The 17,801-nt window shown below is 63.2% G+C and carries 34 protein-coding genes; all 34 read right to left on the bottom strand.

Annotated elements, in window-relative coordinates; all coding sequences use genetic code 11:
* Window positions 1–877 (bottom strand): IS66 family transposase (gene tnpC, locus ACG00X_RS23680; protein WP_394492298.1); only part of this gene is annotated, 877 nt, incomplete at its 3' end.
* Between the two features lie 103 nt (window positions 878–980).
* Window positions 981–1,313, bottom strand: a complete 333-nt coding sequence (gene tnpB / locus ACG00X_RS23685; protein WP_394492252.1) for an IS66 family insertion sequence element accessory protein TnpB — start codon at window positions 1,311–1,313, stop codon at window positions 981–983.
* Complete coding sequence (gene tnpA, locus ACG00X_RS23690) at window positions 1,310–1,657, bottom strand: IS66-like element accessory protein TnpA (protein WP_394492254.1); 348 nt, start codon at window positions 1,655–1,657, stop codon at window positions 1,310–1,312. The genes tnpB and tnpA overlap by 4 nt, the downstream gene beginning before the upstream one ends.
* A gap of 137 nt (window positions 1,658–1,794) precedes the next feature.
* Entirely contained in the window at window positions 1,795–2,184 is a 390-nt protein-coding gene (rplQ, locus tag ACG00X_RS23695; RefSeq protein ID WP_394492256.1) for a 50S ribosomal protein L17, read from the bottom strand.
* 95 nt (window positions 2,185–2,279) lie between these two features.
* On the bottom strand, window positions 2,280–3,269 hold the full coding sequence (locus tag ACG00X_RS23700; RefSeq protein ID WP_077036441.1) for a DNA-directed RNA polymerase subunit alpha: 990 nt from the start codon (window positions 3,267–3,269) through the stop codon (window positions 2,280–2,282).
* A 139-nt stretch (window positions 3,270–3,408) separates the two neighbouring features.
* Window positions 3,409–4,032, bottom strand: coding sequence for a 30S ribosomal protein S4 (gene rpsD / locus ACG00X_RS23705; protein WP_394492259.1), 624 nt, complete (start codon window positions 4,030–4,032; stop codon window positions 3,409–3,411).
* Between the two features lie 223 nt (window positions 4,033–4,255).
* On the bottom strand, window positions 4,256–4,660 hold the full coding sequence (rpsK, locus tag ACG00X_RS23710) for a 30S ribosomal protein S11 (RefSeq protein WP_056194196.1): 405 nt from the start codon (window positions 4,658–4,660) through the stop codon (window positions 4,256–4,258).
* A gap of 26 nt (window positions 4,661–4,686) precedes the next feature.
* Window positions 4,687–5,052, bottom strand: a complete 366-nt coding sequence (rpsM, locus tag ACG00X_RS23715) for a 30S ribosomal protein S13 (protein WP_293501461.1) — start codon at window positions 5,050–5,052, stop codon at window positions 4,687–4,689.
* Window positions 5,053–5,088: 36 nt separating this feature from the next.
* The gene (rpmJ, locus tag ACG00X_RS23720; protein WP_056194202.1) at window positions 5,089–5,202 is read right to left on the bottom strand and encodes a 50S ribosomal protein L36; all 114 of its coding nucleotides are present in this window, start codon (window positions 5,200–5,202) and stop codon (window positions 5,089–5,091) included.
* Between the two features lie 61 nt (window positions 5,203–5,263).
* A complete protein-coding gene (infA, locus tag ACG00X_RS23725) occupies window positions 5,264–5,482 on the bottom strand; it encodes a translation initiation factor IF-1 (protein ID WP_011830996.1) in 219 nt (72 codons plus the stop codon).
* Between the two features lie 52 nt (window positions 5,483–5,534).
* Complete coding sequence (gene secY / locus ACG00X_RS23730; RefSeq protein ID WP_394492262.1) at window positions 5,535–6,845, bottom strand: preprotein translocase subunit SecY; 1,311 nt, start codon at window positions 6,843–6,845, stop codon at window positions 5,535–5,537.
* A 26-nt stretch (window positions 6,846–6,871) separates the two neighbouring features.
* Window positions 6,872–7,303, bottom strand: coding sequence for a 50S ribosomal protein L15 (gene rplO / locus ACG00X_RS23735; RefSeq protein ID WP_394492264.1), 432 nt, complete (start codon window positions 7,301–7,303; stop codon window positions 6,872–6,874).
* A 26-nt stretch (window positions 7,304–7,329) separates the two neighbouring features.
* A complete protein-coding gene (gene rpmD / locus ACG00X_RS23740; RefSeq protein WP_056877725.1) occupies window positions 7,330–7,512 on the bottom strand; it encodes a 50S ribosomal protein L30 in 183 nt (60 codons plus the stop codon).
* Between the two features lie 20 nt (window positions 7,513–7,532).
* Complete coding sequence (gene rpsE, locus ACG00X_RS23745) at window positions 7,533–8,054, bottom strand: 30S ribosomal protein S5 (protein WP_394492266.1); 522 nt, start codon at window positions 8,052–8,054, stop codon at window positions 7,533–7,535.
* A 16-nt stretch (window positions 8,055–8,070) separates the two neighbouring features.
* The gene (gene rplR / locus ACG00X_RS23750; protein WP_394492268.1) at window positions 8,071–8,427 is read right to left on the bottom strand and encodes a 50S ribosomal protein L18; all 357 of its coding nucleotides are present in this window, start codon (window positions 8,425–8,427) and stop codon (window positions 8,071–8,073) included.
* An 11-nt stretch (window positions 8,428–8,438) separates the two neighbouring features.
* Complete coding sequence (gene rplF, locus ACG00X_RS23755; RefSeq protein WP_394492270.1) at window positions 8,439–8,972, bottom strand: 50S ribosomal protein L6; 534 nt, start codon at window positions 8,970–8,972, stop codon at window positions 8,439–8,441.
* A 17-nt stretch (window positions 8,973–8,989) separates the two neighbouring features.
* Complete coding sequence (gene rpsH, locus ACG00X_RS23760) at window positions 8,990–9,385, bottom strand: 30S ribosomal protein S8 (protein ID WP_088484489.1); 396 nt, start codon at window positions 9,383–9,385, stop codon at window positions 8,990–8,992.
* A gap of 23 nt (window positions 9,386–9,408) precedes the next feature.
* The gene (rpsN, locus tag ACG00X_RS23765; RefSeq protein WP_233374013.1) at window positions 9,409–9,714 is read right to left on the bottom strand and encodes a 30S ribosomal protein S14; all 306 of its coding nucleotides are present in this window, start codon (window positions 9,712–9,714) and stop codon (window positions 9,409–9,411) included.
* Window positions 9,715–9,722: 8 nt separating this feature from the next.
* A complete protein-coding gene (gene rplE / locus ACG00X_RS23770; protein WP_394492273.1) occupies window positions 9,723–10,262 on the bottom strand; it encodes a 50S ribosomal protein L5 in 540 nt (179 codons plus the stop codon).
* 10 nt (window positions 10,263–10,272) lie between these two features.
* Complete coding sequence (gene rplX / locus ACG00X_RS23775) at window positions 10,273–10,587, bottom strand: 50S ribosomal protein L24 (RefSeq protein WP_394492275.1); 315 nt, start codon at window positions 10,585–10,587, stop codon at window positions 10,273–10,275.
* A gap of 23 nt (window positions 10,588–10,610) precedes the next feature.
* Window positions 10,611–10,979, bottom strand: a complete 369-nt coding sequence (rplN, locus tag ACG00X_RS23780) for a 50S ribosomal protein L14 (protein WP_056194233.1) — start codon at window positions 10,977–10,979, stop codon at window positions 10,611–10,613.
* A gap of 239 nt (window positions 10,980–11,218) precedes the next feature.
* Entirely contained in the window at window positions 11,219–11,725 is a 507-nt protein-coding gene (locus tag ACG00X_RS23785) for a peroxiredoxin (RefSeq protein WP_394492277.1), read from the bottom strand.
* Window positions 11,726–11,812: 87 nt separating this feature from the next.
* Entirely contained in the window at window positions 11,813–12,082 is a 270-nt protein-coding gene (gene rpsQ, locus ACG00X_RS23790; protein ID WP_394492279.1) for a 30S ribosomal protein S17, read from the bottom strand.
* On the bottom strand, window positions 12,079–12,279 hold the full coding sequence (gene rpmC, locus ACG00X_RS23795; RefSeq protein ID WP_394492281.1) for a 50S ribosomal protein L29: 201 nt from the start codon (window positions 12,277–12,279) through the stop codon (window positions 12,079–12,081). Before rpmC ends, rpsQ begins: the two co-directional genes overlap by 4 nt.
* Before the next feature lie 11 nt (window positions 12,280–12,290).
* Window positions 12,291–12,707, bottom strand: a complete 417-nt coding sequence (gene rplP, locus ACG00X_RS23800) for a 50S ribosomal protein L16 (RefSeq protein WP_268169250.1) — start codon at window positions 12,705–12,707, stop codon at window positions 12,291–12,293.
* Between the two features lie 2 nt (window positions 12,708–12,709).
* Window positions 12,710–13,570, bottom strand: a complete 861-nt coding sequence (rpsC, locus tag ACG00X_RS23805) for a 30S ribosomal protein S3 (RefSeq protein ID WP_394492283.1) — start codon at window positions 13,568–13,570, stop codon at window positions 12,710–12,712.
* A 15-nt stretch (window positions 13,571–13,585) separates the two neighbouring features.
* Window positions 13,586–13,915 carry a 50S ribosomal protein L22 gene (rplV, locus tag ACG00X_RS23810; protein ID WP_394492285.1) on the bottom strand — a complete coding sequence of 110 codons (330 nt, stop codon included), beginning with the start codon at window positions 13,913–13,915 and terminating at the stop codon, window positions 13,586–13,588.
* 12 nt (window positions 13,916–13,927) lie between these two features.
* Window positions 13,928–14,206 carry a 30S ribosomal protein S19 gene (gene rpsS, locus ACG00X_RS23815; RefSeq protein ID WP_088484478.1) on the bottom strand — a complete coding sequence of 93 codons (279 nt, stop codon included), beginning with the start codon at window positions 14,204–14,206 and terminating at the stop codon, window positions 13,928–13,930.
* 10 nt (window positions 14,207–14,216) lie between these two features.
* Window positions 14,217–15,041, bottom strand: a complete 825-nt coding sequence (gene rplB / locus ACG00X_RS23820) for a 50S ribosomal protein L2 (RefSeq protein WP_394492287.1) — start codon at window positions 15,039–15,041, stop codon at window positions 14,217–14,219.
* Entirely contained in the window at window positions 15,042–15,356 is a 315-nt protein-coding gene (gene rplW / locus ACG00X_RS23825) for a 50S ribosomal protein L23 (protein WP_394492290.1), read from the bottom strand. It abuts the gene before it with no gap.
* On the bottom strand, window positions 15,353–15,973 hold the full coding sequence (gene rplD / locus ACG00X_RS23830; RefSeq protein WP_394492292.1) for a 50S ribosomal protein L4: 621 nt from the start codon (window positions 15,971–15,973) through the stop codon (window positions 15,353–15,355). The genes rplW and rplD overlap by 4 nt, the downstream gene beginning before the upstream one ends.
* Window positions 15,973–16,644 (bottom strand): 50S ribosomal protein L3, encoded by a 672-nt coding sequence (gene rplC / locus ACG00X_RS23835; RefSeq protein WP_394492294.1) that lies wholly within the window; start codon window positions 16,642–16,644, stop codon window positions 15,973–15,975. The genes rplD and rplC overlap by 1 nt, the downstream gene beginning before the upstream one ends.
* Window positions 16,645–16,909: 265 nt before the next feature.
* Window positions 16,910–17,221 (bottom strand): 30S ribosomal protein S10, encoded by a 312-nt coding sequence (rpsJ, locus tag ACG00X_RS23840; RefSeq protein ID WP_132576760.1) that lies wholly within the window; start codon window positions 17,219–17,221, stop codon window positions 16,910–16,912.
* A 65-nt stretch (window positions 17,222–17,286) separates the two neighbouring features.
* The coding region (locus ACG00X_RS23845) for an EF-Tu C-terminal domain-related protein (protein WP_394492296.1) at window positions 17,287–17,801 on the bottom strand (515 nt) is incomplete at its 5' end.

A 17,801-nucleotide genomic window follows, 5' to 3' on the forward strand; every position in this document is an offset into this window, starting at 1 on the left:
GCCATGCCGGCTTTCCCGGCGTTCCGGGCAACCCGAGGAAGTCACGGGCGTGCTGGCCGCCACGGCTGTCGGCGAAGTCGAAGACGACCGCCTGCAGCGAGCTGGACTGCGTGCTGCAGTAGCTCCACAGGTAGGCGCGGTGGGTCTTGCCGTCGCGCTGCCCAGCAGGCTTGAGCATGGCCACCGGCGTCTCGTCGGCGTGCAGCACCGGCTGGCGCAGCAGTTCGGCGGTCAGCGCGTCGACGAGCGGCTGCAATTGAACGCCGCACTCTCCAACCCACTGCGCCAGCGTGGAGCGCGAGATGGCGTGGCCGGCTCGCTCGAAGATGGCTTCCTGCCGGTACAACGGCAGGTGGTCGAGGTACTTGGCCACCAGCACCTGGGCCAGGAGGCCGGCCGTGGGCAGCCCCTTGTCGATGATGTGCGGCGCGACCGGCGCCTGCACGATGCGCTCACAGCACTTGCACACCCACTTGCCGCGGATGTGGCGCTCCACCGTGAAGACGCCCGGCTGGTAGTCCAGCTTCTCGGCGACGTCCTCGCCGATGCGCTGCATGGCCTGGCCGCAGCCGCAGGTCGTGCTCTCGGGTTCATGGCGCACGTCGCGGCGCGGCAGGTGCGGCGGCAGCTTCTCGCGACGCGGCGGCTGCCGCTCGCCAGCGGCCCGACTGGGCTGCAGCGCTTCAATCTCGGCGGCTACGGCCGCCAGGTCGCTGTCCAGCGTCTCGTCCAGCAAACTCTTCTGCTCGGCGCTGAAGCGCTCGCTGTGCGCGGCAAACTTCAGCCGCTTGAGGATGGCGTTCTCGTGAGTGAGCTTGTCGATGATGGCCTGCTTGAACGCGGCCTCGGCGCGAGCGGCCCTCAGGGCGTCGCGCAGTTGCTGGGCATCGAGCGTGTCGAGGTCATCGGCAATCACGAGATGTGATGTTGCCCGGCGCAGACCGAGCTGCCCATCGGCAGATGCCGCAATGGACTCAGAGCTACAGCAGCGTGATGACGCCGGCCTCGCCGACGTGCTGCCAGGGCAGGCCCAGCACCAGGGCGTCGAACTGGGCGCGGTTCAGGTTCAACGTGCCGGTCACGTCGCGTGGCCACACGAAGCGGCCGGCGTTCAAGCGACGAGCGGCCAGCCACACGCCGATGCCGTCATGCACGAGCACCTTCATCCGGTTGGCGCGGCGGTTGGCGAATAGGTAGGCGTGGTGGGGCCGTGCGGCACCGAACACGGCCACCACGCGTCGCAGGGCGGCCTCGGTGCCGGCGCGCATGTCAAGCGGCTCGACCGCCAGCCACACGGCGTCGATGCGAATCACCGCAACAACTCGCGGGTCCAGGCGGCAAGCTCTGCCGCCGCGCTGACCGGCCAAGTGACGGTGATCACGACGGGTCCGCGCCTGAGCTCGACTCGGACATCAGCCGCTACGGCGTTGGGCACCGCAGGCGCCGGAAGCGACAGTGCCACGAACCCACTTGCCTTGGCGGGACCGGCAGAAGCCTCGTCCCGAGACAGCAGCCTCCAGCGGTGGACGATGTTGGCATTGATGCCGTAGGCCATCGCGACTTTGGCGACCGACGCGCCCGGCTCGTCACACTCAGCCAGCACCTGCGCCTTCTGCGCCTCGCTGTACCGCCGCCTCGTCTTCTTGTCGCTTGTCATCGCGTCCACCTATCGTTAAGTGGACAGCATCCTTGTCGTGGGCGCCCCCTCGTTCAAGATGACTTTGCCGGACGCCTACCAAAAGGACGCAAAAAAGCCCGCTCGAGGCGGGCTCTGGAGATCAGCGGGCGCTGAACTTATTCGGCGGCTTCGCCGGTGGTTTCGCCTTCGGCGCGATCCACCAGTTCAACGAAAGCCATGGGGGCGTTGTCGCCGACGCGGAAGCCCATCTTCAGGATGCGGGTGTAGCCGCCCGGACGAGCCGCGAAGCGCGGGCCCAGCACGTTGAACAGCTTGGTGACGATGTCGCGGTCGCGCAGGCGGTCGAAAGCCAGGCGGCGGTTGGCCAGCGTGGGTTCCTTGGCGAGCGTGATCAGGGGCTCAACAACGCGGCGCAGTTCCTTGGCCTTGGGGACCGTGGTCTTGATGGCTTCGTGCTCGAGCAGCGAAACGCACATGTTGCGCAGCATGGCAGCGCGGTGGGCGCTGGTGCGGTTGAGTTTGCGGAGGCCGTTACGGTGACGCATGGTGCTTTTCCTTTCACTTCATTAATGCCGGCAGCCGTGTCAGGTACTGCCGGGTGCACCGGGTGGCGTTGGTCAGCGCGCCACCCTTCAAAAAATTAACGCTTGTCCAGCCCTTGCGGCGGCCAGTTTTCCAGGCGGGCGCCCAGCGTCAGGCCGCGCGAAGCCAGCACTTCCTTGATTTCGTTGAGCGACTTGCGACCCAGGTTCGGGGTCTTCAGCAGCTCGGTCTCGGTGCGCTGGATCAGGTCGCCGATGTAGTAAATGTTCTCGGCCTTCAGGCAGTTGGCCGAACGCACCGTCAGTTCGAGCTCGTCGACCGGGCGCAGCAGGATCGGATCGAAGCTGCTGGAGCGCTGAGCCGGCTGATCGAAGGCGTCGACCAGGTCGGTGCCTTGCAGCTGGGCGAAGACGGCCAGTTGCTCAACCAGGATCTTGGCGGAGGCACGGATCGCTTCCTCGGGCGAGATGGCGCCGTTGGTTTCGATTTCCATGACCAGCTTGTCCAGGTCGGTGCGCTGCTCGACGCGGGCGTTTTCGACGGCGTAGCTGACGCGCTTGACCGGGCTGAACGACGCGTCCAGGACGATGCGGCCAATGCTCTTGGTCGGCTCGTCGCCGAAGCGGCGCATCGTGCCGGGCACGTAGCCGCGGCCCTTTTCAACCTTGATCTGCATGTCCAGCTTGCCGCCTTGCGACAGGTGGGCGATGACGTGATCGGGGTTGATGATCTCGACGTCGTGCGGGGTCTGGATGTCAGCCGCGGTGACTGGGCCTTCGCCTTCCTTGCGCAGGACCAGGGTCACTTCTTCACGGTTGTGCAGGCGGAAAACAACGCCCTTGAGGTTCAGCATGATGTGAACCACGTCCTCTTGCACGCCATCGATGGCCGAGTACTCGTGCAGCACGCCGGCAATCGTCACTTCCGTCGGCGCATAACCCACCATCGACGAGAGCAGCACACGGCGCAGGGCATTGCCCAGGGTGTGACCGTAGCCGCGTTCGAACGGCTCCAGCGTGACCTTGGCGCGATGACCGCCCAGGGGCTCCACGTTGATGGACTTGGGTTTGAGCAAGTTGGTTTGCATGAGGTCTTTCTTTCAATACCCTCGGTTCGTTACACCGATAAGGCTGAGGACCAGCCGGGCAGAGCCTTCGAGGGGCAGATAAGCCCGGACGAGGAAACGCCGACCGCGCCCTTGCAGGCGTGGTCGGCGGGGGGAACGATCAACGCGAGTACAACTCGACGATCAGCGATTCGTTGATTTCAGCGCCGAACTCGTCGCGGTCCGGAGCCTTCTTGAACACGCCCTCCAGCTTGGTGCCGTCGACGGCCACCCAAGCCGGCAGGCCGATGGACTCGGCCAGCTTGAACGACTCGGTCACGCGCAGCTGCTTCTTGGCCTTTTCGCGCACGGCGACGGTGTCACCAGCCTTGACCATGTAGGAAGCGATGTTGACGACCTCGCCGTTCACGACGATGCCCTTGTGCGACACCAGCTGGCGTGCTTCAGCGCGGGTGGAGCCGAAGCCCATGCGGTAGACGACGTTGTCCAGACGCGATTCCAGCAGCTGCAGCAGGTTCACGCCGGTCGAGCCCTTGCGGCGCTCGGCTTCAGCGAAGTAGCGGCGGAACTGACGCTCCAGCACGCCGTACATGCGCTTGACCTTCTGCTTTTCGCGCAGTTGCAGGCCGAAGTCGCTGGTGCGCTGGCCCGACGTGCGGCCGTGCTGGCCAGGCTTGCTGTCGAACTTGACCTTGTCGCTGATGGCGCGGCGGGCGCTCTTCAGGTAGAGGTCAGTGCCTTCGCGGCGGGAAAGTTTGCCCTTGGGGCCGAGGTAACGTGCCACTTTGCGTGTCCTTGTTCAATCTGACGCCAGGGGGAGCCTGACGCGAGTCCAGCCAGTGTTGTTTTGGGCTTGGACGGTGGGCTTACGAGCCGTTCTGCAATGAGTTCGGCTCAAAACTGAAGCCGGCGCGGCACCAAAGTGCCCGCCGGCTCCGGGAAAACGAGCGATTATCGCACCGCCATCCGAATCTGCAATATCTCTGTCAACCAGAGATGGCGCAACCTTAGATGCGGCGGCGCTTTTGCGGACGGCAGCCGTTGTGCGGCACAGGCGTCACGTCGGAGATCGAGTTGATGCGGATGCCCAGTGCGGCCAGTGCACGCACCGAAGATTCGCGACCCGGGCCGGGGCCCTTGATCTTGACGTCGAGGTTCTTGATGCCCTGCTCTTGAGCAGCGCGACCCGCCACCTCAGCAGCCACCTGAGCTGCGAAGGGAGTCGACTTGCGCGAACCCTTGAAGCCCTGGCCACCCGACGAAGCCCAAGACAGGGCGCCGCCTTGGCGGTCGGTGATGGTGATGATGGTGTTGTTGAACGAAGCGTGGACGTGCGCGATGCCGTCAGCGACGTTCTTGCGGACCTTCTTGCGAACGCGTTGAGCCGCCGAATTGTTGGGAGCCTTTGCCATATTGACCTTCTTTCAGTTCGGGCAGCTTACTTCTTGCCGGTCGCAGCCGACTTGCGCGGACCCTTGCGGGTGCGGGCATTCGTGCGGGTACGCTGGCCGCGCATCGGCAGGCCACGGCGGTGACGGAAACCACGGTAGCAGCCCAGGTCCATCAGACGCTTGATGTTGATGGACTGCTCACGGCGCAGGTCACCTTCGATGGTCAGCTTGTTGACCTCGTCACGGATCTTTTCCAGATCGCCGTCGGTGAGGTCCTTGACCTTCTTGTCGAACGGAATGCCGCAGCTCGTGCAGATCTTCTGAGCCGTCGTACGGCCAATGCCGTAGATCGAGGTCAGGCCGATCTCAGTGTGCTTTTGCGGCGGAATGTTGATACCAGCAATACGTGCCATGGTTGTCCTCTAGTCCTGTCGTGCGCTACCTGGGGATCAGCCCTGGCGCTGCTTGTGGCGCGGGTCGGTGCAGATCACGCGCACCACACCCTTGCGGCGGATGATCTTGCAATTGCGGCACATCTGCTTCACGGATGCCGAAACTTTCATGGTCTGCTCCTTGGCCTAACTTCTTCTGCGCTCTAGACGCGTTCCCGGGGGTTCAAACAGCTCACTTCGCCCGGAACACGATGCGAGCACGACTCAAATCGTAGGGCGTCAGCTCTACGGTCACTTTGTCACCGGGCAGGATGCGGATGTAGTGCATCCGCATCTTTCCGGAGATATGACCGAGAACGACATGCCCGTTCTCTAACTTCACACGAAACGTTGCGTTGGGGAGGTTCTCAAGAATCTCACCCTGCATCTGGATGACGTCGTCTTTCGACATGTCTGCGCTTCGTGTGGGTTAAATCAAATTCTTCCCATGTACAGCTTCAAACCTAATTGGGCTTGAAGCTGGCCTTCTTCAGCAGCGATTCGTACTGCTGACTCATGATGTAGCTCTGCACCTGAGCCCAGAAGTCCATCGTCACAACCACGATGATCAACAGGGACGTACCACCGAAGTAGAACGGCACGTTGTACTTCAAGGTCAGGAACTCCGGCAGCAGGCAGACCAGCGTGATGTAGATCGCACCAGCCAGCGTCAGCCGCGAGAGGATCTTGTCGATGTGCTTGGCCGTCTGCTCACCCGGGCGAATACCCGGAATGAACGCCCCGCTCTTCTTCAGGTTGTCCGCCGTCTCACGGCTGTTGAACACCAGTGCCGTGTAGAAGAAGCAGAAGAACACGATCGCCGCCGAATACAGCAAGACGTAGATCGGTTGTCCCGGGCTGATCATGCCCGCCAGGTCCTTCAGCCAGCGCAGGCCGTCACCCGTCGCAAACCAGCTCACCACCGTTGTCGGCAGCAGGATGATGGACGACGCGAAGATCGGTGGGATCACGCCCGACATGTTCAGCTTCAAGGGCAGGTGCGACGACTGGCCACCATAAACCTTGTTGCCGACCTGGCGCTTGGCGTAGTTCACCAGAATCTTGCGCTGACCGCGTTCGACGAAGACGACCGCGTAAGTCACCGCCACCACCAGCGAGATCACCACCAGCGCCGAGCCGTAACCCATCGCACCGGTACGCACCAGCTCGAAGAGCCCACCGATCGCACCAGGCAAGCCCGCCGCGATACCGCCGAAGATCAGGATCGAGATGCCGTTGCCGAGACCGCGTTCCGTGATCTGCTCACCCAGCCACATCAGGAACATCGTGCCAGCCACCAGGCTCGACACCGCCGTGAGACGGAAGCCAAAGCCAGGATTCAGCACCAGACCCGCAGAACCCTCCAGCGCCAGCGCAATCGACAGGCTCTGGAACAGTGCCAGGCCGAGCGTGGCATAGCGGGTGTACTGGGTGATCTTGCGACGTCCCGCCTCGCCTTCCTTCTTCAGCTGCTCCAGCGCCGGGACCACATAGGTCATGAGCTGCAGCACGATGGAAGCCGAAATGTACGGCGTGATGCCCAACGCGAACACGGTGAAGCGCGACAGCGCCCCGCCCGAGAACATGTTGAACAGGCTCAGGATGCCACCGGCCTGGCCCTTGAAAAATTGGGCCAGCTGATTCGGATCGATGCCCGGCACCGGGATGTGCGCCCCGATGCGGTAGACGACCAAAGCCAGAAGCAGGAAGACAAGCCGACGACGCAGGTCACCGAACTTGCCACTCTTGGCGAGCTGATTCGCGTTGGTAGCCACGCTGGGTCAGTTCCTGTGGTTGCCGATCAGGCGACCGAGCCGCCCGCTGCCTCGATGGCCGCCTTGGCGCCCTTCGTGGCGTTCACGCCCTTGAGCGTGACCTTGCGTTCGATCTTGCCAGCCAGGATGACCTTGACCGACTTGGTCAGCTGAGGCACGAGCCCGACAGCCTTGAGCGTCGACACGTCGATCTCGTCACCGGCCAGACCTTGCAGGTCGGTCAGCGTGATTTCGGCGTTGTACTTCAGCGTCAGCGACTTGAAGCCACGCTTGGGCAGGCGGCGCTGCAGCGGCATTTGACCGCCTTCGAAGCCGACCTTGTGGTAGCCGCCCGAACGGGACTTCTGACCCTTGTGACCGCGACCGGCGGTCTTGCCCAGGCCCGAGCCGATGCCGCGGCCGACACGGCGCTTGGCATGCTTGGCGCCCTCTGCGGGCTTGATCGTGTTGAGTTCCATCGTCTTGTCCTCGATGTGCGCGGCGCTTACAGCACCTGCACCAGATAGGCGATCTTGTTGATCATGCCGCGCACGGCGGGCGTGTCTTCCAGCGTGGACTGGCTGTTCAGCTTGCGCAGACCCAGGCCGACCACGGTGGCACGGTGCGAGGCGCGGCAGCCGATGGGGCTACGCACCAGCTTGACCGTCACGGTTTTCTTGTCAGACATCTTGTGCTCCGCTGTGGCGATCAGTTGAAGAGTTCTTCAACCGTCTTGCCGCGCTTGGCAGCGACTTCCGACGCCGTGGTGGAACGCTTCAGCGCGTCCAGCGTGGCGCGGACCATGTTGTACGGGTTCGTCGAACCGTGGCTCTTCGTCACGATGTCGGTCACGCCCATCACTTCGAAGACAGCGCGCATCGGGCCGCCAGCGATCACGCCGGTACCGGCAGGAGCCGGCGCCATGATGACGTGCGCTGCGCCGTGCTCACCCACCACGTTGTGATGGATGGTGCCGTTCTTCAGCTGGACCTTGATCATGTTGCGGCGGGCCGATTCCATGGCCTTCTGCACGGCCACCGGAACTTCCTTGGCCTTGCCCTTGCCCATGCCGATACGGCCATCACCGTCGCCGACCACCGTCAGAGCAGCGAACGACAGCGTACGGCCGCCCTTCACCACCTTCGTGACGCGGTTGACCGCGATCATCTTTTCCTTCAGGCCGTCGTCGTTGCCTTCAGCCTGCGCGCCGCGGGGTTGAAACTTTGCCATTTCGTATTCCTATGCGTCAGAACTGCAGACCGGCTTCGCGGGCTGCTTCGGCCAGTGCCTTGACACGGCCGTGGTAGGCGAAGCCCGAGCGGTCGAAAGCAACCTTCTCGACGCCAGCAGCCTTGGCCTTCTCGGCGATGCGCTTGCCGATGAAGGCAGCGGCGGCGACGTTGCCGCCGTTCGCCAGCTGCTCGCGCACTTCCTTCTCGGAAGAAGAAGCTGCGGCCAACACCTGACCGCCATCTTCGGAGATGACTTGGGCGTAGATGTGCAGGTTGGAGCGGAACACCGTCAGACGGGCCACGCGCTGGATCGCAATGCGAGCGCGGGTCTGGCGCGAACGACGCAGGCGTTGTTCTTTCTTGGTCATCATGGCGCTGCTCCTTACTTCTTCTTGGTCTCTTTGAGGGAGACCTTCTCATCCGAATAACGGATGCCCTTGCCCTTGTAGGGCTCAGGCGGACGGAAGGCGCGCACCTCGGCGGCGATCTGGCCGACGACTTGGCGGTCAGCGCCCTTGATGATGATTTCCGTCTGAGTCGGGCACTCGACCTTGATGCCGGCCGGCATGTCCTTCACCACGGGGTGAGAGAAACCGATCTGCAGGTTGAGCTTCTGGCCCTGGGCTTGAGCGCGGAAACCCACGCCCACCAGGTTCAGCTTCTTCTCGAAGCCCTTGCTGACGCCGTTGACCATGTTGGCCACCAGCGCACGCATCGTGCCGCTCATCGCATCGGCTTCGGCCGATTCGTTGACGGGCGCGAAGCTCAGCTTGCCGGCTTCATTCTTGACGGTGACGAGCTTGTTCGCCGGACGCACCAGCGTGCCGAGCGAGCCCTTGACGCTGATGGCTTCAGCGCCGATGGTCACGTCCACGCCTTGCGGGACGTTGACCGGCATTTTTCCAACGCGGGACATTGTTCCTACTCCTTCGCTTAGGCGACGTAGCAGAGCACCTCGCCGCCGATACCGGCAGCGCGGGCCTTGCGGTCCGTCATGACGCCTTGCGGGGTCGTCACAATCGCCACGCCCAGGCCGTTCATGACCTGAGGAATGTCGTGGCGGCCCTTGTAGATACGCAGGCCGGGGCGGCTGACGCGCTCGATACGTTCGATGACCGGACGGCCAGCGTAGTACTTCAGCGAGATTTCCAGCTCCGGACGGGCAGCTTCGCCACGGACGGCGAAGTCGTCGATATAGCCTTCGTCCTTCAGGACCTTGGCAATCGCCACCTTCAGCTTGGACGACGGCATGGCAACGCTCGTCTTCTCGACGATTTGCGCGTTGCGGATGCGGGTCAGCATATCGGCGATGGGATCACTCATGCTCATTTGCGATTTCTCCTATCAGCCGATTACCAGCTGGCCTTGACGACACCGGGGATGTCGCCCTTGAAGGCCAGTTCACGGATCTTGTTACGGGCCAGGCCGAACTTGCGGAAGGTGCCACGCGGACGACCGGTCAGCTCGCAGCGATTGCGCAGACGAGTGGGGTAGGCATTGCGGGGCAGCTTTTGCAGCTCGAGGCGAGCGGCGTAGCGCTCTTCCTCGGACTTCTTGCTGTCGTCGATGATGGCCTTCAGTTCCGCGTACTTCTTGGCGAACTTGGCGACCAGCGCTTCGCGCTTCAGCTCACGTTGTTTGATCGAGAGTTTTGCCACGGGTCACCTCAGTTCTTGAACGGAAACTTGAACGCAGCCAGCAGAGCCTTGGCTTCGTCGTCCGTCTTGGCGGTCGTCGTGATGCTGATGTTCAGACCACGCAGAGCATCCACCTTGTCGTACTCGATCTCGGGGAAGATGATTTGCTCTTTGACGCCGATGTTGTAGTTGCCACGGCCGTCGAACGAGCGACCGGAGATACCACGGAAGTCGCGAACGCGCGGCAGCGCGATCGTCACGAAACGGTCCAGGAATTCGTACATCTGGACACCGCGCAGCGTCACCATCGCACCGATGGGCACGTTGTCGCGGATCTTGAAGCCGGCGATAGCCTTCTTCGACTTGGTCACGACGGGCTTCTGGCCGGCGATCTTGGTCAGGTCGCCCACGGCGTGGTCCATGACCTTCTTGTCGGCGACAGCCTCGCTCACGCCCATGTTCAGCGTGATCTTGGTGATGCGCGGCACCTCCATGATCGACTTGTAGCCGAACTTCTCGGTCAAGGCGGGCACGATTTTTTCGCGGTATTGCGTTTGAAGACGAGCCATGTCGAACCCCTTAAGCCTTGATCTCTTCGCCGGTCGACTTGAACACGCGCACCCGCTTGCCGTCGACGAGCTTGACGCCCACGCGATCGGCCTTGCCGGAAGCGGCGTTGAAGATCGCCACGTTGGATTGATGGATGGGCATGGTCTTGTCGACGACGCCGCCGGTGGTGCCCTTCATGGGGTTGGGCTTGACGTGCTTCTTGACGACATTGACACCATCGACCACCACGTGGTCGGCGTCAGTGCGCGCGGTCACGGTGCCGCGCTTACCCTTGTCGCGGCCGGTCAACACGATGACCTGGTCGCCGGTACGGATCTTGTTCATGGCTTACCTCAGACAGTGGGGGCTCAAAGCACCTCGGGCGCCAGCGACACGATCTTCATGAAGCGCTCGGTACGCAGTTCACGCGTCACGGGGCCGAAGATGCGGGTGCCGATCGGCTCCAGCTTGGCATTGAGCAGCACGGCGGCATTGCCGTCGAACTTGACGAGCGAGCCGTCCTGGCGACGAACGCCCTTGGCGGTACGAACCACCACGGCGCTGTAGACCTCGCCCTTCTTCACGCGACCACGCGGCGCAGCTTCCTTGATGCTGACCTTGATGATGTCGCCAATGTGCGCATAGCGGCGCTTGGAGCCGCCCAGCACCTTGATGCACTGAACGGACTTCGCGCCAGTGTTGTCCGCGACATCAAGCCGCGATTGCATTTGGATCATGTCTGTCCCCAACTTGCCCCGAGTTGCCTTGCCTTGCAGCCAGACGCGTCGGTCAGTCTTGGGCCCGTATGTCAGTCAGCGCGGCTCTCGCCAGCGCTGCCCAACGGTTGAGGGCGGATCCGAAGCCAGGCGGCTGGAGCGAGTTTGCTCACGTGCCTAGCGTTCGGCGAAGCTGCGCATTATGCATTGACGCCCACCCGGGCGTCAATAGTCGCGCCAAACTTTTCTACGCGCGCGGATCAGCCGCGCGCCTGAGCCAGCATGGTCGCGGCGTCGCTGACCTCGAACTTGCCGGCGGCCTCGATGTTCAGCGTCTTCACGACGCCGTCCTTGACGAGCATCGAGTAGCGCTGCGAACGCACACCAAAGCCCTTGGCCGTCAGGTCCAGCACCAGGCCAACCGCTTGCGTGAAGGCTGCACTGCCGTCAGCCATCATGCGGACCTTGCCACCCGTCTTCTGTTCGCGCCCCCAGGCGCCCATCACGAAGGCGTCGTTGACGGAAACGCACCAGATTTCGTCGACACCGGCCGCCTTCAGCTCGTCAGCCTTCTGCACATAGCCCGGCACATGTTGCGCGGAGCAGGTCGGCGTGAAAGCGCCGGGCAGCGCGAAGATCGCGATCGTCTTGCCTGCGGTCGCCTTCTCGATGTCGAAGCTATTGGGGCCGAGGCTGCAGCCCTCGCCCTCGACTTCGATGAATTCCTGGAGGCTGCCTGCCGGCAGCTTGTCGCCCACTTGGATCATGTGTTCCCCTGAGGATGGAAAAAGAAAAACCGGCGCACCAGTTTCCCGGTGCGCCGGCTTCGGCAGTCGCGTGACTGGGTGAAGACCTTAGACCAGCTGGGCCTTCTCGACCAGGCGGGTCACCGCCCAAGCCTTGGTCTTGGAGACCGGACGGGTCTCGCTGATCTCGACAACGTCGCCGACCTTGTACTCGTTGTTCTCGTCATGCGCGTGGTACTTGCGCGAACGGGCAACGATCTTGCCGTAGAGCTCGTGCTTGGCACGGCGCTCGACGAGCACGGTCACGGTCTTGGCGCGGGCGTCGCTGACGACCTTGCCGACCAGGGTGCGCACGTTCTTGGTTTGGGCCTCAGTCATTTCGTGGCCTCCTTCTTCTTCTCGGCCAGGATGGTCTTGGCACGAGCGATGTCGCGGCGAGTCTTGCCCAGGTCGCTGTGGTTCGTCAGCTGCTGGGTGCCCTTCTGCATACGCAGCTTGAAGTGCGCCTTCAGCAGATCGGTCACTTCCTTTTCGAGGGCAGCGACGTCCTTGGCACGGAGTTCAGATGCTTTCATGGTGTCCTTCCTCAGGTACCGACCTGGCGGGCCACGAAGGTGCAACGCAGGGGCAGCTTGGCAGCAGCCAGCGTGAACGCTTCGCGAGCCAGCGTTTCGGGCACGCCGTTGATCTCGTAGAGCACCTTGCCGGGCTGGATCTCAGCCACGTAGTACTCCGGGTTGCCCTTACCGTTACCCATACGGACTTCGGCAGGCTTTTGCGAGATGGGCTTGTCCGGGAAGATGCGGATGAAGATCCGGCCGCCACGCTTGATGTGGCGCGAGATCGCGCGGCGAGCCGCTTCGATCTGGCGGGCCGTCAGACGGCCGCGCTCCGTGGCCTTCAGGCCGAAGTCACCGAAAGACACCGCAGCACCGCGGGTCGCAACACCGGTGTTGCGGCCCTTCTGTTCCTTGCGGTACTTGCGACGATTAGGTTGCAGCATGCTTATTCTCCTTTGGCCTCACCGGCAGCGGGAGCCTTGCGGATCACGCGCTTGCCAGCGGGCTTGGCTGCGTCACCCGTGGGGGCGCCGGCAGCGGGCTGGTCTGCTCCGTCACGCGGGCCACGGTCGCCACCCGGGCGGCCACGGCCACCGGGAGCGCCCGGACGGGCGTTACGGCGCGGGCGACGATCGTCTTCGGCGCCAGCGGGGGTGTTGATGACGGGAGCCTCGCCGTTGGCCAGGCGGTCACCGCGGTAGACCCACACCTTGACGCCGATGACGCCGTAGGTGGTCTTGGCTTCAGAGAAGCCGTAGTCGATGTCGGCCTTCAGGGTGTGCAGGGGCACACGACCTTCGCGATACCACTCGGTACGAGCGATTTCGATGCCGTTCAGGCGACCCGCGCTCATGATCTTGATGCCCTGGGCACCCAGACGCATGGCGTTCTGCATCGCGCGCTTCATGGCGCGGCGGAACATGATGCGCTTCTCGAGCTGCTGGGTGATCGAGTCGGCGATCAGCTGAGCATCGACTTCAGGCTTGCGCACTTCTTCGATGTTGACCGCGACCGGCACGCCCAGACGCTTGGTCAGTTCGGCCTTCAGGTTCTCGATGTCCTCACCCTTCTTGCCGATCACGACGCCCGGACGAGCCGAGAAAATCGTGATGCGGGCGTTCTTGGCGGGGCGCTCGATCAGGATGCGCGAGACGGCGGCGTTCTTGAGCTTGCCCTTCAGGTAGTCACGAACCTGCAGATCCTCGGCCAGCATGCTGGCGAAGTTCTGGTTGTTCGCGTACCAGCGCGAAGCCCAGTTACGGGTGACAGGAAGGCGGAAGCCAACCGGATGGATTTTCTGTCCCATAGTCTTCCTTGCGCCTTAGTTGCCGACGGCCACGAAGATGTGGCAAGTGGGCTTGCTGATGCGATTGCCGCGGCCCTTGGCGCGGGCGGAGAAGCGCTTCAGCGTGGCACCCTGCTCGACGTAGATCGAGGTGACCTTGAGATCATCGATGTCAGCGCCGTCGTTGTGCTCGGCGTTGGCGATGGCGCTTTCCAGCGCCTTCTTGATGATCACGGCTGCCTTCTTCTGGGTGAAGGTCAGGATGTTGAGGGCCTGATCCACCTTCTTGCCACGGATCATGTCGGCCACGAGGCGGCCCTTGTCACACGACAGGCGGACGCCACGGACGATTGCTTTGGTTTCCATCGTCTCTAGTCCTTACTTCTTCCCGGCCTTCTTGTCGGCCGGGTGGCCCTTGAAGGTGCGGGTCAGTGCGAATTCACCCAGCTTGTGGCCGACCATCTGGTCAGACACATAGACCGGCACGTGCTGCTTGCCGTTGTGCACGGCGATCGTCAGACCGATGAACTCGGGCAGGATCGTCGAGCGACGCGACCAGGTCTTGATGGGCTTCTTGTCCTTGTTGGCAACCGCCTTGTCGACCTTGGCCTGCAGGTGGTGGTCAACGAAGGGGCCCTTCTTCAGCGAACGAGTCATGGCCTAGCCCTTACTTCTTGCGACGCGAGACGATGAAAGTCTGCGTGCGCTTGTTGTTGCGAGTGCGATAGCCCTTGGTCATCGTGTTCCAAGGCGACACGGGGACCTGGCCTTCGCCGGTGCGGCCTTCGCCGCCGCCGTGCGGGTGATCCACCGGGTTCATGGCGACGCCACGAACGGTCGGGCGGATGCCCTTCCAGCGGATCGCGCCGGCCTTGCCGTATTGACGCAGGCTGTGCTCTTCGTTGCTCACTTCACCGATGGTGGCGCGGCAGTCGATATGCACGCGGCGAACTTCGCCGGAGCGCAGACGGACCTGAGCGTAGACACCTTCACGAGCCATCAGGACAGCGGAAGCGCCGGCCGAACGGATCATCTGGGCACCCTTGCCGGGTTGCAGCTCGACGCAGTGGATGGTCGAACCCACCGGGATGTTGCGGATGGGCAGCGTGTTGCCGGCCTTGATCGGCGCTTCCGAGCCGCTCAAGATGGTCGAACCCACTTCCAGACCGCGCGGAGCGATCACGTAGCGACGCTCGCCGTCGGCGTAGCACACCAGCGCGATGTGGGCCGTACGGTTCGGGTCGTACTCGATGGTCTCGACCTTCGCGGGGATGCCATCCTTGTTGCGCTTGAAGTCCACGACACGGTAGTGGTGCTTGTGACCACCGCCCTTGTGGCGCATCGTGATGTGACCGTTGTTGTTACGGCCAGACTTCTGCTTCTGGGGCTCCAGCAGCGACGCCTCGGGCGCGCCCTTGTGGAGGTGCTTGTGCACCACCTTGACGACACCACGGCGGCCGGGCGACGTCGGCTTGACTTTGACGATGGCCATTTACGCGGCCTCCCCGGAGAAATTGAGCTCTTGACCAGCCTTGAGGGCCACATAGGCCTTCTTGACGTGGTCACGGCGGCCGGCGCGGCCACCGAAGCGCTTGGTCTTGCCCTTGACGTTGACCACGCTGACCGACTCGACCTCGACCTTGAACATCAGTTCAACAGCGGCCTTGATCTCGGGCTTGGTGGCGTCGCGCAGGACCTTGAACAGCACCTGGTTGTGCTTCTCGGCGACTTGCGTGGCCTTTTCGGACACGATGGGCGCGAGCAGCACGGAGGCCAGACGGCCTTCAGCAAACTTGGGGGCGCTCATGCCAGCATCTCCTTGAGTTGCTCGACCGCAGCCTTGGTCACCAGCACCTTCTTGTAGAAGACCAGCGACAGGGGGTCGGCGTAGCGCGGCTCGACGACCAGCACGTTGGCCAGGTTGCGCGAGGCCAGCAGCAGGTTGTCGTCCACGGTGTCGGCGATGACCATCACCGAGTCCAGGCCCATGGCCTTGAACTTGGCGGCCAGCAGCTTGGTCTTCGGGGCTTCGACCGAGATCGAATCCACGACAGCCAGGCGGCCTTCACGGGCCAGCTGCGACAGGATCGCAGCCATGCCGGCGCGGTACATCTTCTTGTTCAGCTTGTGCGAGAAGTTCTCGTCAGGCAGGTTCGGGAAGATGCGACCGCCCCCGCGCCACAGCGGCGACGAGGTCATACCGGCGCGAGCGCGGCCGGTGCCCTTCTGGCGGAAAGGCTTCTTGGTCGAGTGGTGGACCTGTTCACGGTCCTTCTGGGCGCGGGTGCCTTGGCGTGCGTTGGCCTGGAAGGCCACGACCACCTGGTGCACCAGGGCTTCGTTGTAGTCGCGAGCGAAGATGGTGTCGGGCGCGTCAACCTTGGACGTGGCCTGACCCTGCTCGTTCAGGAGCTCGAGCTGCATCAGTTGGCTCCCTTCTTGATCTTGACCTTGACGGCGGGGCGGACGACCACGTGGCCGTTCTTGGCGCCCGGCACCGCACCACGCACCAGCAGCAGCGAACGGGCTTCGTCCACGCGCACGATGTCGAGGTTTTGGGTCGTGACGGTTTCGTCGCCCATGTGGCCGGTCATCTTCTTGCCCGGGAACACGCGGCCCGGGTCTTGCGCCATGGAGATCGAGCCCGGCACGTTGTGCGAACGGCTGTTACCGTGCGACGCGCGCTGCGAGCTGAAGTTGTGGCGCTTGATGGTGCCGGCGTAGCCCTTACCGATGGACGTGCCTTGCACGTCGACCAGCTGGCCCGTGGCGAACAGCGTCACCGGAACGGTCGCGCCAGCTTGGTACTGGGCGGCGACGTCGGCTTCGACGCGGAATTCCTTGAGGATTTCACCGGCTTCGACACCTGCCTTGGCAAGGTGGCCGGCTTCAGGCTTGGTCACGCGCGAAGCTTTGCGCGAACCGAACGCCACCTGGATGGCGCTATAGCCGTCGGTCTCTTGGGTCTTGACCTGGGTCACGCGGTTGTTGGACACGTCCAGCACCGTCACGGGAATGGCATCGCCATCGTCCGTGAAGATGCGCATCATGCCCACCTTGCGGCCCAGCAAACCGAGACGGTTGCTCAGACTCATGTTTTTCTCCAGCCCCGACCGCTCTCACGACCGAAGCTATTGCGAACACCCGACAGCGATTGGCCGGGCTGACCTGTGCAGAACCTCCGAAGAAGCACTGCGCGAATATCCGAGCAGGCGTGAGCCAACCCGGAAAAGCTGGCGAGTATAGCTTGAGGCCTCGCCCAGATGCAAGCGCCCCACCCCACTCCCTGCAAATGACAAAGCCCCGGCCTGCCGAAGCAGGGCCGGGGCCCGAGTACCTCAGACCTCGAAAGGCCCGCGATTACTGCAGCTTGATTTCGACGTCGACGCCGGCGGGCAGGTCGAGCTTCATCAGCGCGTCGACCGTCTTGTCGGTCGGATCGACGATGTCCATCAGGCGCTGGTGCGTGCGGATTTCGAACTGGTCGCGGCTGGTCTTGTTGACGTGCGGCGAACGCAGGATGTCGAAACGCTCGAGGCGGGTCGGCAGGGGCACCGGGCCCTTGACGATGGCGCCGGTGCGCTTGGCGGTCTCGACGATTTCGAGGGCCGACTGGTCGATCAGCTTGTAATCAAACGCCTTCAGGCGGATGCGGATCTTTTGCTTTTGCATGACTGTTCCTTAAAGAGCGAGGTGAGCACCGGGCGGCAGCCGCCCGGCACACGGTCACGCAGTGATTACTCGAGGATCGTGGCGACGACGCCCGAACCGACGGTACGGCCGCCTTCACGGATGGCGAAACGCAGACCGGTTTCCATCGCGATCGGAGCGATCAGCTTCACGGTGATGCCGACGTTGTCGCCAGGCATGACCATTTCCTTGTCCTTCGGCAGCTCCACGGCACCGGTCACGTCCGTCGTGCGGAAGTAGAACTGGGGACGGTAGTTGTTGAAGAACGGGGTGTGACGGCCGCCCTCTTCCTTCGACAGCACGTAGATTTCGGCCGTGAAGTGGGTGTGCGGCTTGATCGTGCCCGGCTTGGCCAGCACTTGGCCACGCTCGACGTCTTCGCGCTTGGTGCCGCGCAGCAGGATGCCGACGTTGTCGCCTGCTTGACCTTGGTCCAGCAGCTTGCGGAACATTTCGACGCCCGTGACCGTGGTCTTCTGGACTTCGCGGATACCGACGATTTCGATTTCTTCGCCGACCTTGATGATGCCGCGCTCGACGCGACCGGTCACCACGGTGCCAC

The sequence above is a fragment of the Pelomonas nitida genome (genome assembly GCF_043555975.1).
GTDB lineage: Bacteria > Pseudomonadota > Gammaproteobacteria > Burkholderiales > Burkholderiaceae_C > Pelomonas > Pelomonas nitida.

Coding starts and splice junctions, on each gene's coding strand:
- ACG00X_RS23700 (WP_077036441.1), bottom strand. CDS start 3,269: ATGCAAACCAACTTGCTCAAACCCAAGTCCATCAACGTGGAGCCCCTG.
- rplQ (WP_394492256.1), bottom strand. CDS start 2,184: ATGCGTCACCGTAACGGCCTCCGCAAACTCAACCGCACCAGCGCCCAC.
- rplV (WP_394492285.1), bottom strand. CDS start 13,915: ATGGAAACCAAAGCAATCGTCCGTGGCGTCCGCCTGTCGTGTGACAAG.
- rplN (WP_056194233.1), bottom strand. CDS start 10,979: ATGATCCAAATGCAATCGCGGCTTGATGTCGCGGACAACACTGGCGCG.
- rplD (WP_394492292.1), bottom strand. CDS start 15,973: ATGCAGCTCGAGCTCCTGAACGAGCAGGGTCAGGCCACGTCCAAGGTT.
- rplC (WP_394492294.1), bottom strand. CDS start 16,644: ATGAGTCTGAGCAACCGTCTCGGTTTGCTGGGCCGCAAGGTGGGCATG.
- rpsE (WP_394492266.1), bottom strand. CDS start 8,054: ATGGCAAAGTTTCAACCCCGCGGCGCGCAGGCTGAAGGCAACGACGAC.
- ACG00X_RS23785 (WP_394492277.1), bottom strand. CDS start 11,725: ATGATCCAAGTGGGCGACAAGCTGCCGGCAGGCAGCCTCCAGGAATTC.
- rpmD (WP_056877725.1), bottom strand. CDS start 7,512: ATGTCTGACAAGAAAACCGTGACGGTCAAGCTGGTGCGTAGCCCCATC.
- rpsJ (WP_132576760.1), bottom strand. CDS start 17,221: ATGCAAAAGCAAAAGATCCGCATCCGCCTGAAGGCGTTTGATTACAAG.
- rpsM (WP_293501461.1), bottom strand. CDS start 5,052: ATGGCACGTATTGCTGGTATCAACATTCCGCCGCAAAAGCACACTGAG.
- rplW (WP_394492290.1), bottom strand. CDS start 15,356: ATGAGCGCCCCCAAGTTTGCTGAAGGCCGTCTGGCCTCCGTGCTGCTC.
- rplB (WP_394492287.1), bottom strand. CDS start 15,041: ATGGCCATCGTCAAAGTCAAGCCGACGTCGCCCGGCCGCCGTGGTGTC.
- rpsC (WP_394492283.1), bottom strand. CDS start 13,570: ATGGGACAGAAAATCCATCCGGTTGGCTTCCGCCTTCCTGTCACCCGT.
- rpsQ (WP_394492279.1), bottom strand. CDS start 12,082: ATGACTGAGGCCCAAACCAAGAACGTGCGCACCCTGGTCGGCAAGGTC.
- rpmJ (WP_056194202.1), bottom strand. CDS start 5,202: ATGAAAGTTTCGGCATCCGTGAAGCAGATGTGCCGCAATTGCAAGATC.
- rplE (WP_394492273.1), bottom strand. CDS start 10,262: ATGGCTCGTCTTCAAACGCAATACCGCGAAAAAATCGTGCCCGCCTTG.
- rpsH (WP_088484489.1), bottom strand. CDS start 9,385: ATGAGCATGAGTGATCCCATCGCCGATATGCTGACCCGCATCCGCAAC.
- infA (WP_011830996.1), bottom strand. CDS start 5,482: ATGTCGAAAGACGACGTCATCCAGATGCAGGGTGAGATTCTTGAGAAC.
- tnpA (WP_394492254.1), bottom strand. CDS start 1,657: ATGACAAGCGACAAGAAGACGAGGCGGCGGTACAGCGAGGCGCAGAAG.
- rplF (WP_394492270.1), bottom strand. CDS start 8,972: ATGTCCCGCGTTGGAAAAATGCCGGTCAACGTCCCGCAAGGCGTGGAC.
- rplO (WP_394492264.1), bottom strand. CDS start 7,303: ATGGAACTCAACACGATCAAGCCCGCAGAGGGCGCCAAGCATGCCAAG.
- rplX (WP_394492275.1), bottom strand. CDS start 10,587: ATGAACAAGATCCGTACCGGCGACCAGGTCATCGTGTTGACCGGCCGC.
- rpsK (WP_056194196.1), bottom strand. CDS start 4,660: ATGGCAAAGGCTCCCAACAATTCGGCGGCTCAACGCGTTCGCAAGAAG.
- rpmC (WP_394492281.1), bottom strand. CDS start 12,279: ATGAAAGCATCTGAACTCCGTGCCAAGGACGTCGCTGCCCTCGAAAAG.
- rplR (WP_394492268.1), bottom strand. CDS start 8,427: ATGATGACCAAGAAAGAACAACGCCTGCGTCGTTCGCGCCAGACCCGC.
- rplP (WP_268169250.1), bottom strand. CDS start 12,707: ATGCTGCAACCTAATCGTCGCAAGTACCGCAAGGAACAGAAGGGCCGC.
- rpsS (WP_088484478.1), bottom strand. CDS start 14,206: ATGACTCGTTCGCTGAAGAAGGGCCCCTTCGTTGACCACCACCTGCAG.